15 protein-coding genes are annotated in these 12,110 nt (G+C 69.0%); 5 read left to right on the top strand and 10 right to left on the bottom strand.

What is annotated here, in order from left to right; translation table 11 throughout:
* The first annotated feature begins 251 nt into the window (after window positions 1-251).
* Window positions 252-1,469 carry an MFS transporter gene (locus A7B18_RS06640; RefSeq protein WP_102125899.1) on the top strand — a complete coding sequence of 406 codons (1,218 nt, stop codon included), beginning with the start codon at window positions 252-254 and terminating at the stop codon, window positions 1,467-1,469.
* Window positions 1,470-1,544: 75 nt separating this feature from the next.
* On the opposite strand, the gene A7B18_RS06635 is transcribed toward A7B18_RS06640, so the two are convergent.
* Window positions 1,545-2,075, bottom strand: a complete 531-nt coding sequence (locus A7B18_RS06635; protein WP_102125898.1) for a DUF4142 domain-containing protein — start codon at window positions 2,073-2,075, stop codon at window positions 1,545-1,547.
* A gap of 217 nt (window positions 2,076-2,292) precedes the next feature.
* Here A7B18_RS06635 and A7B18_RS06630 point away from each other — a divergent pair, with 217 nt between their 5' ends.
* A complete protein-coding gene (locus A7B18_RS06630) occupies window positions 2,293-2,685 on the top strand; it encodes a hypothetical protein (protein WP_102125897.1) in 393 nt (130 codons plus the stop codon).
* 33 nt (window positions 2,686-2,718) lie between these two features.
* Here the strand turns inward: A7B18_RS06630 and A7B18_RS06625 are convergent, their stop codons facing one another.
* The 7 genes from A7B18_RS06625 to A7B18_RS06595 all read right to left on the bottom strand — a co-directional run bounded on the left by A7B18_RS06625 (window position 2,719) and on the right by A7B18_RS06595 (window position 7,796).
* On the bottom strand, window positions 2,719-2,916 hold the full coding sequence (locus tag A7B18_RS06625) for a hypothetical protein (RefSeq protein WP_102125896.1): 198 nt from the start codon (window positions 2,914-2,916) through the stop codon (window positions 2,719-2,721).
* Between the two features lie 61 nt (window positions 2,917-2,977).
* The gene (locus A7B18_RS06620; protein WP_102125895.1) at window positions 2,978-4,291 is read right to left on the bottom strand and encodes a cytochrome b; all 1,314 of its coding nucleotides are present in this window, start codon (window positions 4,289-4,291) and stop codon (window positions 2,978-2,980) included.
* Entirely contained in the window at window positions 4,288-4,953 is a 666-nt protein-coding gene (locus A7B18_RS06615) for a QcrA and Rieske domain-containing protein (protein ID WP_102125894.1), read from the bottom strand. The genes A7B18_RS06620 and A7B18_RS06615 overlap by 4 nt, the downstream gene beginning before the upstream one ends.
* 31 nt (window positions 4,954-4,984) lie before the next feature.
* Window positions 4,985-5,839: a c-type cytochrome gene (locus A7B18_RS06610; protein WP_245872772.1), complete on the bottom strand. Its 855-nt coding sequence runs from the start codon at window positions 5,837-5,839 to the stop codon at window positions 4,985-4,987.
* Between the two features lie 181 nt (window positions 5,840-6,020).
* Complete coding sequence (locus A7B18_RS06605) at window positions 6,021-6,869, bottom strand: serine hydrolase (protein ID WP_245872771.1); 849 nt, start codon at window positions 6,867-6,869, stop codon at window positions 6,021-6,023.
* A complete protein-coding gene (locus A7B18_RS06600) occupies window positions 6,866-7,132 on the bottom strand; it encodes a hypothetical protein (RefSeq protein ID WP_102125891.1) in 267 nt (88 codons plus the stop codon). Before A7B18_RS06600 ends, A7B18_RS06605 begins: the two co-directional genes overlap by 4 nt.
* A gap of 19 nt (window positions 7,133-7,151) precedes the next feature.
* Window positions 7,152-7,796, bottom strand: coding sequence for a response regulator transcription factor (locus tag A7B18_RS06595; RefSeq protein ID WP_102125890.1), 645 nt, complete (start codon window positions 7,794-7,796; stop codon window positions 7,152-7,154).
* Window positions 7,797-7,908: 112 nt separating this feature from the next.
* Here A7B18_RS06595 and A7B18_RS06590 point away from each other — a divergent pair, with 112 nt between their 5' ends.
* Window positions 7,909-8,397, top strand: a complete 489-nt coding sequence (locus A7B18_RS06590) for a hypothetical protein (RefSeq protein WP_102125889.1) — start codon at window positions 7,909-7,911, stop codon at window positions 8,395-8,397.
* Window positions 8,398-8,513: 116 nt separating this feature from the next.
* Window positions 8,514-9,284: an META domain-containing protein gene (locus A7B18_RS06585; RefSeq protein WP_102125888.1), complete on the top strand. Its 771-nt coding sequence runs from the start codon at window positions 8,514-8,516 to the stop codon at window positions 9,282-9,284.
* A 1-nt stretch (window position 9,285) separates the two neighbouring features.
* Here A7B18_RS06585 and A7B18_RS06580 read toward each other — a convergent pair whose 3' ends face one another.
* Together A7B18_RS06580 and A7B18_RS06575 are read right to left on the bottom strand one after the other, a co-directional pair.
* A complete protein-coding gene (locus A7B18_RS06580; RefSeq protein ID WP_102125887.1) occupies window positions 9,286-10,194 on the bottom strand; it encodes a DMT family transporter in 909 nt (302 codons plus the stop codon).
* A gap of 53 nt (window positions 10,195-10,247) precedes the next feature.
* Window positions 10,248-10,736 (bottom strand): hypothetical protein, encoded by a 489-nt coding sequence (locus tag A7B18_RS06575; protein ID WP_219722096.1) that lies wholly within the window; start codon window positions 10,734-10,736, stop codon window positions 10,248-10,250.
* A gap of 90 nt (window positions 10,737-10,826) precedes the next feature.
* On the opposite strand from A7B18_RS06575, the gene A7B18_RS06570 reads away from it, so the two are divergent.
* Window positions 10,827-12,038, top strand: coding sequence for a vWA domain-containing protein (locus tag A7B18_RS06570; RefSeq protein WP_102125885.1), 1,212 nt, complete (start codon window positions 10,827-10,829; stop codon window positions 12,036-12,038).
* The last annotated feature ends 72 nt before the right edge of the window (window positions 12,039-12,110 follow it).

The raw sequence follows: 12,110 nt of genomic DNA, 5'->3' as shown, positions 1-12,110 counted from the left end.
GTCGGGACAGCGAGGAGCGCATCTGCCAAAATACGAGCGCGCTCCCCGCGAAGCTTGAGGTTCCACACACCCTCTTTCTCGCCCCTGGGAGCGCTTTTTCGCTACCTATTCAGGTGCAAGTTCTGAGTTTGCGGCACATGGGGGTTGCCCGTTTCTGGAGCGGTGACCTCTAGCCTGCCCGACTGGAGGCGGTGAGGATCATTCCCTCGTGGCTCTCTCCTGCTCGCGCCGAGGGGCGTACACTCCACCCCGTGACCGCGCTCCCCACCCCCGCGCCGTTCCGCCCCTCACCCGCGCAGCTCGGCTTGATCGCGGCGAATTTCCTGATGTGGGGCGGGTTCTTCGCCGTCATCCCGCTCGTGACGGTGCATTTCGTGGACGGGCTGGGGTGGGCGGCGGCGAGCGTGGGGCTGGTGCTGGGGGTGCGGCAACTGACCCAGCAGGGGCTGACGGTGTTCGGGGGCGCCTGGGCCGACCGAATCGGACCCAAACCGCTGATCCTGGCCGGGTGCCTGATCCGAACGCTGGGCTTTACCTGGATGGGCTTCGCCGACACACTGCCCGTGCTGCTCGCCGCGTCCGTGCTGGCGGGGGTCGGGGGCGGCCTCTTCGACGCGCCCAAGAACGCGGCGATCACGGGCGTCACGGCCCCCGAACACCGGTCGCGCATGTTCAGCCTGACCTCCATCTCCGGCAACCTCGGCATGGTGACGGGGCCCCTCATCGGCGCGTCCCTGATCGGGCTGGGCTTCCGCACGGCGGCGATCTCGGCGGGCAGCGTGTACCTGCTGGCCTGCGCGGTCCTCGCCGCGACCCTGCCCCACATCCGCCCCGAGCGCACGGCGGCGGGGGGCCTCGCCGGGCTGAAAGCCGCCGCCCTCGACCGCCGCTTCCGGCGCTTCACGCTGGTGCTCGTGGGCTACTTCCTGCTGAGCACGCAGCTCAACGTGGCGGTGACCCTCAAGGCGGTCGCACTCGCGGGGCCGGGGGCGACCGGACCGCTGTACGGCCTCTCGGCGGGGCTGGCGGTGGTGCTTCAGTACCCCCTGTTGCGCTTCGTCGAGCGGCGGGTGCGGACGCGGGTGGCCCTCGTCGCCGCCGTGCTGGCGGTCGGGCTGAGCCTGGGGCTCATGGGCTTCGCGGCGACCTTTGGGCAACTGCTCGCCTGCGTGGCGCTCTACAGCCTAGGCACCATGCTCGTTTACCCCACCCAGCAGACCCTCACGGCGCGGCTGGCTCCTCCCGGCCTCACGGGCAGCTACTTCGGGTTCTCCGCGATCAGCCTGGGGCTGGGGGGCGCGGTCGGCAACGTGGTCGGGGGGACGCTCATCGACGTGAGCGCCCGCTTGGGCCTGCCCCTGCTCCCCTGGCTCACCCTGATGGCGGTGGGCGGGCTGACCGCCCTGGGCCTGCGCTGGGCGCTGCGTGAGGTGCCGGGCCGGGAGGGGCTGGAAGAGGCGCGAGCCTAGCCCCTGGCACACAACACGGAGCGCCCCACCTCCCCGCAGCGGTGGGAAGGTGAGGCGCGGCCCTGCGACTCGGGCTCAGTGACCCGCGTGCCCAGCGGGCGCAGCGCCGCCGCCGAGCGCCTGGGCTTCCTGGAGGTGGCGCTGGATCAGGGGCAGGTTCTGGTTGGCGAAGGCCACCACCTCGGCGTCGCGGCCCGCCGTCTGCTGGTTCTGGAAGATGGAGACGGTGAACTGGTGGCTCAGGATCTGCTCGCGAATGTAGGCCGCGTCGAGGTCCGCGCCGTTCAGACCGCTCAGGGTCGTGACCTTGAGTTGCAGCTCGGGGGGCAGCGCGGTGGGCAGGGGCACCCGGCGGGCCGCCGCCAGGGCCGCGACCTGGTTTTGCGCGGTCGTGTGCTCGTTGATCATCTGCTGGGCGTAGGCGCGCACCGCGGCGGTGTTCGACTTCTGGAGCGCCACCTGCGACGACTGGATCTCGAAGAGGTTGCTCCCCGTCACGGCCTGGAGAAACAGACCGTCGGCGGTGCTGGCGTTCGGCGCCATCATGGACGGCGCGCACGCGGCGAGGGCGAAGGGCAGGAGCAAGGCGGCCGAGCGTTTGAGCATGTGGAGCCTCCGGCAGGTCAGATAACGAATGTCGCGCCCGGTCAGGCGACCGGTGAACTCCGTCTCGCGCCCCAGTCTGAACAGCGCGCCCGCCCGGGTCGTGGCAATGGTCTAAAGGCGGCGTAACCCCCGGATCAGCCCAGAAGCGGCGGTGTAGACCCGGCTACAATCCGCGCGGCCCGTCCGGTCCGGCGCGGCGCGGGGGTACACTCGCCCCATGACGTGGGTCAACGTCCTCATGCTGCTGCTCGTGGCGCTGCTCGTCGGCTGGATTCCGGTGCTCGGGCCGCTCGCCCTGGGCTTCCTGGCGGGCCGGGCCGAGCGGGGCGCGCGGTCCCTGCTCGTGCTCCTCCCCGCCCTGATCCTGCAAACGCTGGGGCTGCTCGGCGCCCGCTGGCTAGAGAACGCGGTGGAGTCACGCGGGCTTGACGGCTGGCTGTGGACCGCCCTCGCCTGGCTCGGCAGCCCGGTCAGCGCCGCGCTGGGCCGCCCCCTCGGGAACATGGTCGGGGATAGCGATCTGCCCGGCTTCCTGCTCCTCTTTACCTTGCCCGCGCTGATCGGTTTGCCTCTGGGGCGGCTGACGGCCCGGCGACGGCGCGGGTTGTAGGTCTTCCTCTCCCAGCGTCACGGCGTCCCGTGATCAGTGTCCGGTCGGGCGCGGCGCCGCCCAGCACTCCGGGGCCTGCTCCCCCGCCACGAGCCCGAGGGCAGCGAGTTCGGTCAGCACTCCCCGCGCGAAGTCGCGCAGCGTCTCGGGACCGGCGTGCTCCACATTCCGGGCGTCCAGCCCGAGAGCCCGGGCCTGCCGGGCGAGGTGGGCGGCGAGGTCGTCTTGCATCCCCACAGCATAGGAAAACCGCCCCGGCGCAGGGCCGAGGCGGGGGCTGGGAGGGCGGAGCTCAGTCGTCGGCGGCCTGGAAGTTGGCGCGGTCGCGGGCGTCGGACTCGCGCAGGCTGCGGATGCCGCGCACGATGGCCTGCACCGCGAAGTACGACAGGGCGGGCACCAGGAAGGACGCGATCCACAGCACCGTGTTGGCGTTGGCGGTCGTCAGGATGCCCGCGCTGATCAGCTCGGGTTTGTACCCGGCGACCGACCAGACCACCAGCAGCGCCATGAAGGCCACCCCCGCACCGAGCCGCACCGGGTAGTTGGTGGGGTTCTCGGCGTAGTACAGGTTCTCCTTGCTGCGGTCGAGCATGGGCACCGCGAACATGGCGAGGATCGCCAGGGTCGGGACCACGATGGCGCCCATGAACTCCGAACCGATCACGCCGCCCAGCAGGTGGAACTCGAAGCTGGGGATGATCGCCAGCACGCCGAAGACCCACAGCAGGTACCAGTCGGGCTTGATGTTGTTGATCGGCGTGGTGCTGGGCGGCCCGAAGTACTCGACCGGGTGCACCGGGATAAAGGCGCTGAACAAGACGATGATGCCCGCGAACGCGAAGGTGAGCAGCAGCATGATGGGCGTCTGCTGGCCCATCAGCGGCACGCCGACGATCTTCTTGTAGGCGACGCGCTTGGCGTACTGCGGCTGGGTGTGCTTCTGCTTGATCATCAAGAGCATGTGCGCGCCCGTCAGGGCCAGCAGGATGCCCGGCAGCAGCATGATGTGGTAGCCGTACACGCGCGGGATGATGCCGTCACCCGGGAACTTGCCCGCGAAGGCCGCCTGCGCGACCCACTCGCCCACCCAGGGAATCGAGCCCGCGATGCCGTAGATCACCTGCAAGGTGTTGTACGCGTAGTTGTCGTAGGGCAGCACGTACCCGGTGACGGCGGTGAGCGCCGTGAAGATCAGGAGCAGCATCCCGATCCACCAGTTGATCTCGCGCGGCTTCTTGAACGCGCCCGTGAAGTAGATGCGCATCATGTGCAGCACCGAGGCCGCCACCATGATGTTCGCCGTCCAGTGGTGGATACGCCGCAGCATGTCGCCGAAGGGCTGCGCGTTGATCTTGAGCGCCGAGTGGTACGCCGCCGGAATGAGGTTGGGCGCGTCGGTCGTGCCCGGATCGAAGGAGTTCACCACCAGGCTGTTGCTCGGCTCGTACGAGAGGGCGAGCAGGATGCCCGTCAGGATCAGGATGATCAGGCTGAATAGGGTGATCTCCCCCAGGAAAAAGGAGTGGTGGACAGGAAAGGCCTTGCGCAGGAACTTGTCGTTCAGGCGCGAGATATGCAGACGCTCATCAAGCCACTGGTTCATGCGAGCTGTTCCTCCACTTCCTTGGTAAAGCTCTCCCACTCCTCCTCGGTCGAGTAACCGTAGGGATTGGTCAGGAAGAAGCCGGTCACCACGATGTTCTGACCCTGCTGGGCGATGGGGAGCTGGGCGAGCTTGCGCGGAGGCGGCCCGCCCACCACGATGGCGGCGCGCTTGGGATCGTACTCGCCCGAGTGGCAGGGGCACTTCATCGCCCCGGCGCGGGTGTCGCTGTCGGCCACCGTGCAGCCCGCGTGCGTGCAGATGTCGCTGTACGCCACCACCTCCCCGTCGATGGTCACCTCCAGGTTGGTGGGCTGGATAATCTGCCCCCGGGGAAAGCGGTACAGCGCCACGAGGTTGTTGGGGTCACCCTTGCGGATCACGTTCTCGCCGTTCTCGTTCTTGCCCATCGGCCACGCGCGCACGAGCTGCTCGTTGAGCTCGCTCAGGAGGATAGGCTGGCCCTCCTTGTTGTTGGAGGCGTGCACCAGGATGTCTCCCTTCAGGGGCGGCATCTTGTCGCGCGTCAGGCGGAAGACGGGGTTGGCCGCGCCGAGCACGCTGAGCAGGCTCACGCCCCCCACGGCGGCGGTCGTGCCCATCGCCATGTTGATGAAGCGGCGGCGGCTCATTTCGGGGTCTTGTCTCTTGTAACGGGTCATCGTCTGGTCTCTCCCTTGCTCCTGGGTCGCCTCACCACGGGAACTCGCCGCTGGCGTCCTCGACGAGCACCTCGCCGTCCATGAAGAACTTCTTGTACAGGCCGATGGCGACGGCGATGGTCAGCAGGATCATCGAGGCATAGAAGCCCTCCATCGCCACGTTCACCTGCTCCTGGTTGGCCCACGCGGCGTAGTCGGCCACCATCTGCCGCACGAACAGCACGCTGAACAGCAGGGTCAGCCCCAGCGTCACCACCATCGCCAGCATCGCCACCGGGTTCGAGCGCACCTTGTGGATGCCGGGGTGGAGTTCCTGCCCTTCGGTCCACACGCTGTAAAGCCCGATCAATCCGTAGGTCAGCAGCACCATCACGAAAGTCGCCAGGAAGATTTCCGGCAGCTTGATGTCTTCCGGCACGAAGCGGCTGCGGTTTTTCAGGACCGCCGGGTCGATCCGGGTCTGACCCTCGGCGACGAGGGCGGGGGTCAGGGGCTCCTCGATGTTGTTGCCGAAAGAGTGCAGCACGTAGTTGGCGACCGCGAACACCTCGCGCTCGGAAAGCTGCGGGAAGGCGGGCATCTGCCCCTTGCCCTGCGTGACGATGGTGTGGACGTACACCGGGTCCTTGACAATCTTCTCGTCGCCCGCCAGCCGCGGCCCGGCGCCGCCCTGACCCTGGGCCCCGTGGCAGCCCACACAGCCCGCCGAGACATACACCTGCTGGCCGATGGTCCGCCAGTCCTGGTTGATGCTGGCGACCACCTCGGGGTCCACCACCACCGGCTCGGGCGCCGTTTCCTTGTTGAACAAGAACAGCAAGATGATCCACATGATCGCCGCGCACACGATGGCGACCCAGGGCATGACAGCGTCGTTTCTCTCCACGTTCCTTCTCCTCGCGCGTAAAGTGCGTGCTCCTGAGATGCTTGCTCCTGTGGGGCCTGCCCCGGGACCGACAGCGGCTGAAGTCGCGCCCAGCATAGCACGCGCTCAGGCTGCGCCAAGACGTGCTGTACGGCAAAAAGCGGCAGACTCCTGCACCGTCATCATGCGCCTGACCGAGCGGTTAAATGTCCCCGCTGGGAGGGCGGAAGACACCGCCCAGCGCCCCCAGCAGCGGCCAGAGTGTGCCCGCGAGCACAGCCGTGTCGCGGTTGTCGGGGTGCTCGCGGGGGTCGTCTCCCCCCTCCGAGAGCAAGGCGACCACCAGCGGGCGCGGCGTGAACAGCACCCCCACGTCGTGCCTCACCCCGGTGAGTTCGCCGCTCTTGCTCGCCACCCGGTAGAGCGGCTCGCCGTCCTCGCCGCGCGGCACGTGCCGGGCGAGGATGTCCCGGAACTGCTGGCGCGACAGGATGGAAAGGGCGAGGTCGGTGTGGAAGGGGTCGAGCAATTCGCCGCGTGCGAGCCCTCCCAGCACCGTCACCTGATCGCGGGCGGTCGTGCGGTTGCGTTCGCCCCGGCGCTGGGCCTCGTTCCGCCGCTCGGGGGGAAGCTGGAGCTGGCCGACGAGACGGGTGCCCGAGAGCCCCTGCTCCGCGAGCCACGCGCCCACCTCCTCCACTCCCAGCCGCCCGATCACGAGGTTCGTCGCGGTGTTGTCGCTCACCACGATCATCAAGGTGAGCACGTCCTCCCAGGTGGGATTCAGCCCCGGGCCGAGTTCGTGCAGCACGCCCGAGCCGGGCACCCGGTCCCCGGCCTCCACCGTCACGCGCTCCCGCAGGTCGAGGCGACCCGACTGCGCCTCCCCGAGCGCCTGCACAAGAAGGGGCACCTTGATCGTGCTCGCGGCGGGGAACACTCGATCAGGATTCAGCACGTACAGCTCGCGCCCGGCGAGGTCGCTGACGACGAGCCCCACCTCTCCCCCGAACCCGCGCGACCGCAGCTCGGCCCGGAGGTCGAACGTCACTCCGGGAGGTCCAGACCCGCGAGGGCAGCGAAGGGGTGGGCGGTTCCCGCCGGGCGCAGGGTACAGAACGGCGGGGTGCCCTCCGGCTCGACCCGGTGCGGGCACGCCGGGCACTCGGGGAAGGCCTGCTCGGTGTAGGCGAGGTCGGGTTCGGAGGTCGTGACGACCCACTCCCGCGCGCACCCCGCCCGGAAGGTGACGGGCGAGGCGGCGGGAGCGGGGCGTGGGGTGAGCTGTGACTTCGAGGGTCTGGGTCTGGGCATGAAGGGTGAATCTCGGTTGCTACTCCAGGTTGGCGATGCCCTCGCGGATGGCGTAGAGGGCGGCCTGGGTGCGGTTGTTGAGTTGCAGCTTGGTGAAGATTTCGGAGAGGCGGTTGCGCACCGTCTTCTCGGAGATATCGAGCCTGAGGGCGATGTCCTGGTTAGAAAAGCCCTGGGCGAGGAGCTTGAGGATCATCGTCTCGCGCTCGTTGAGGTCGGCGTGCTTCTCGCTGGGGAGTTCCTCGCGCTTGTCGCGGAAGTCGTCGAGGACATTTTGCGCCATGTCGGCGTCGAGGAGGGCCTCACCTGCGGCCACCCGGCGGATCGCGTCGAGCAGGGTGGCGGCGTCGGCGTCCTTGAGGACGTAGCCGCGCGCGCCCGCCTTGACCGCCTCGAAGACGTAGCGGTCCTGACGGTACATGGTGATCATGATGACCCGGGCCCCCGGGTCGATCTCCAGGATGCTCTGGGTGGCCTTCACCCCGTCGAGTTCGGGCATCTGGATGTCCATCAGGATCACGTCGGGGTGGGTGTCGGCGGCGTAGCGGATCGCCTCGCGCCCGTTGGCGGCCTCCCCGATGACGCGCATTCCCTCGGACTCCAGCAGGCTGCGCAGGCCCTGCCGGAACAGCGCGTGGTCGTCGACGAGCAGCACCCGGATCATGAACGCAGTCTAGACCTCGGCCAGGGCAAGACGGCACCTTCCCCCACCATCCGCCGCCCCCGGTGCCCGAGGGGAAAAGTTTTGTAAGGCCGCACCCGCTACACTGCCCCCCGTGATCACCTGGTTCGACGCCCTGCTCGTGACCCTCTGGGCGGCGATGACGGCGCTCGGGGCGCGGCGCGGCCTGGCGGGCCTGGTCTGGGGGCTGGGCGGCGTGGCCGCGTGCTTTCTCGCCAACATGCTGGGGCGGGGCGCCGTGGTGGCCGCCCTCCTCGCGCTGGGGCTGGGGGTGGGGGTGGCGCTCGCGGCCCGGCGGCTGGTCTCGGAGGGTGCCGCCCGCCCCTGGCACCCCTTTGCCGGGGCGCTGGGGGGCGCCGCGCTCGGCGGGGTGCTCGTGGCGGCGCTGGCGCTGGGCTTTCCCCTGGAGGTGCGCGTGGGCCCGCAGGGGCGCGAGGGCGTGTATCCGGCGACCACCCTCCCGCCCGCCCTGTACGAGGCGGTGCGGGGCTCCACCCTCAAAGACGGCCTGATGAACGTCTGGCACGCGGGTCCGGCCCTGCGCACCCTCCTCGTGCCGGATCAGGCGCGCGGCGGGCGCTGAGGGGCACGGCCCTCGCCTCCCCCGGTTCCCGGCGACACTGGCAGCCGACGTACCCAAGGGGCCCTCTCTCTTTTAAGCTGGGCGGGAGCTTGGCCGTAAGGAGGTTGGGAGGACCTATGAAAAGACGCTGGTTGATCCTGGCCCTCGCCGCGTCGGAGGCCGCGCTGGCACAGCCGGGAGGGGCCGAGCCCTTTGCGGACGGCACCTGGACGCTGCTGCGCCTCACCGACGCGCAGGGGACCGTGACCCCGCAGGGTGCGGACCCCCCGACGCTGACCCTGGTGGGTACGCGGGTCTCGACCGCCGAGGGCACCCAGGTGTCGGGCAGCACGGGCTGCAACCGCTTCACCGGGCGGGGCGCATTCACGGCGAACACCGTCCGGCTGGGGCCGCTGGCGAGCACCCGCCGCGCCTGCACCCCCGAGGTCAGCGCGCTGGAGGCCCGCTACCTCAACGTCTTGTCGAGGGTGCGGGGCCTGTCCTTCAGCCCCAATCTCCTCGTCCTGAGTACGGGAAGGGAGCGGCTGGTGTTCGGCAACCGGGTCACGGCTCTGGACGCTTCACGCCTCTTCGCCGAGTGGCGGCTGGTGGGTGCCGTGGGCGACACGCCCCCGACCCTGCGGCTGGAACCTGGCGGTCAGGTCGGGGGCACGACGGGGTGCAACACCTTCCGCGGTACCTACACGCTGGAGGGAAACACGCTGCGCTTCTCCCCGCTGGCGACGACCCGCCGCGCCTGCCCCTCGCCCGAACTGCAACGGCAGGAGACGGACTACCTGCGGCTGCTGGAGGACGTGCGGCGCTACCGGGTCACGGGGAGCCTGCTCACCCTGATTCTGGAGGACGGCACGGAGCGGACGTTCCAGCGCCCGGTGAACGGAGGCTGACCTACCCCTCGGCCTGGGGCGTGGGCGTCTCGGGGTGGGGCTCCCCGCCCGCGCGCTGGCTGAGCACAGTCGCGCCGACGACGAGCAGGCCGCCGAGGGCGCCGCGCACCCCCACCCGCTCGCCGATGAGCAGGAAGCTGAAGAGGGCGGCGGTCACGGGTTCCAGCGCATAGATCAGGCTGGCCTCGGCGGCGCTCACCCGCCGCTGCCCGACGGTCTGGAGCAGGGTGGTGAGGGCGGTGGCGGCCACCCCCAGGTACAGCAGCGGGAGCCACGCGGCGGCGGGCGGCCACAACCTGTTCCCATCGGCCAGGAGCGCCCAGCCCCACGCGAGCGCCGTCACGGCGAGGAGCTGCGCCAGCGTGAAGCGCAGGGCCTCGTGCCGGGTCGCGGTCCGTTCGAGCGCGATGATGAAGCCCGCGTAGGTGACGGCGCAGGCGAGCGCCCAGGCGTCCCCCACGACGAGCGCCCCGCCCTCCCAGGAGAGCAGCGCGAGGCCCGCGACCGCCAGGGGCAGCGCCAGCCACAGGGTGAGGGGCAGGGAGCGGCGCCCGGCCACCGTGAGCCACACGGGCACGAGCACCACGCTGAGCGCCGTGAAGAAGGCCGCCCGGTTCGCGCTCGTCGTTTGCAGGGCGATGGTCTGCGTCCCGTACCCGGCGATCAGCCACGCGCCCAGGATCAGGCCGTCGCGCCACAGGGGGCGGGCGGGCGGGGCCGAACTTGCCGGGGTGAGCCGCCGCGCCAGCACCAGCGCAGGCAGCAGCGCCACCGACGCGATCAGGAAGCGCCACGCGATGAGGACGCTGGGCGGCAACAGTTCCCCGAGTTCCTTGACGACCGCGAAGGTGCTGCCCCACAGCGCCGTGACGAGGATAAGGAGGAGAATGCCGCGCGTGTGAGGAGACACGGGGGGATTGTAGGGGGTGCGGTCAGGGAGGCGTGGAGGCCAGCCTATCGCCCTCAGAGGTTTCTCTGGACGGCAAGGGCGTGAAGGCAGACCGCGCAGGTGTAGTCGCCGTCCTTCACGACGTTGATCTGTCCGCAAGCTTCGCAGCGGCGAAAAGTGAAAACGTGGGTGAAGCCGTCAGGAAACGTCAGCTTCAGTCTGGAAAGTGCCGCCTGGACGGCACTCCACGAGAAGGCTTCCGGACAATACCCGGTGGACTGGTTGGTGATGCCCGCAACGATAGCACCCCTGGCTCCTTCGAGAATCAGCTCACCGGCGGCGAGGACGGGCGCACCCCCGGCGCAGACGACATGCTCGCTGTGGCGTTCTGCCAGGAGGAGCACCCCGTCGAGGTCGATGACGAAGGTGGCAGAAACCTCTCCCTGTCCTCGGGAATACTGCCCGACCCACTCCGAATGGTCGGCCTTGCTGTGGATTGGCGAGCCTACCGGACCACTGGCGGCACGCAACCGGATGTCTCTTGGGCCGATGTACGGGTACATCTTCCACGCGAGGAGAGCGACTCCTCCCGTCACCATCACAAACGCGCGGGCCGGAACGCGCCATGCTGTCCCCCACGGAGGTTTCCCGACATGGCGCGCATCACGCGGTACAGCAAGTTCGAGGGCGAACTCGACCAGCTCGAATCCAGCGAGCTGATGCAGATGATTCAGGAGGCGCTGCTCGGGCAGGGGACGAACGACCCCTACGACCCCGACCCCGACGCCCGCCCCAGCATGGACGACCTCTTCGACGCCATCCTCGAGGCCCTCGCCGAGCGCAACATGATCCCCGAGGACATGCTGATGGAGGCGATGCAGGCCGGGGACGTGCGTGAAACCCGCCTCGGCCAGCAGATCGAGCGCCTGATGGACAAGCTTCAGCAAGACGGCTTCATCCGCAAGGAGTTCGACGACGAGCAGGGACAGGGGGGTCAGGGCCAGACCGGCGAGTCCAAGTTTCAGCTCACCGACAAGAGCATTGACTTCCTGGGGTATAAGAGCCTGCGCGACCTGATGGGCGGGCTGGGCCGCTCCTCGGCGGGCGCCCACGACACCCGCGAGTACGCTTCGGGCGTCGAGATGACGGGCGAACTCAAGAACTACGAGTTCGGCGACACCCTCAACCTCGACACGACCGCCACCCTCGGGAACGTGATGGGCAAGGGCTTCGACAACCTCGAAGAGTCCGACCTCGTGATCCGGCAGGCCGAGTACAACTCGTCGGCGGCGACCGTCGTGCTCCTCGACTGCTCGCACTCGATGATCCTGTACGGGGAAGACCGCTTCACGCCCGCCAAGCAGGTGGCACTGGCGCTCGCGCACCTGATCCGCACCCAGTACCCCGGCGACACGCTGAAGTTCGTCCTCTTCCACGACTCCGCCGAGGAGGTGCCCGTCGCCAAGCTCGCCCAGGCGCAGATCGGGCCGTACCACACGAACACGGCGGGGGGCCTGCGGCTCGCGCAGCAGCTCCTGAAGCGTGAGAACAAGGACATGAAGCAGATCGTGATGATCACCGACGGCAAGCCCTCGGCCCTCACGCTGCCCGACGGGCGCATCTACAAGAACGCCTACGGCCTCGACCCCTACGTCCTCGGCGCCACCCTGCGCGAGGTCGCTAGCTGCCGCCGCTCGGGCATCCAGGTCAACACCTTCATGCTCGCCCGCGACCCCGAACTCGTCGGCTTCGTCCGACGCGTCACCGAGATGACGAAGGGCAAGGCGTACTTCACGACGCCGCACAACATCGGCCAGTACGTGCTGATGGACTTCATGACGAACAAGACGAAGCTGGTGAATTAGGCGGAAGGCTGAAAGCAGAAGGCAGATGGCTCAAGATTCCCGGCCATCTGCCTTCTGCCTTTCCCCTTCCGC

The sequence above is a fragment of the Deinococcus planocerae genome (assembly GCF_002869765.1).
Classification (GTDB): domain Bacteria; phylum Deinococcota; class Deinococci; order Deinococcales; family Deinococcaceae; genus Deinococcus; species Deinococcus planocerae.
The sequence above is the reverse complement of the archived record's forward strand: the minus strand, read 5'-3'. Positions and strand labels throughout refer to the sequence as shown.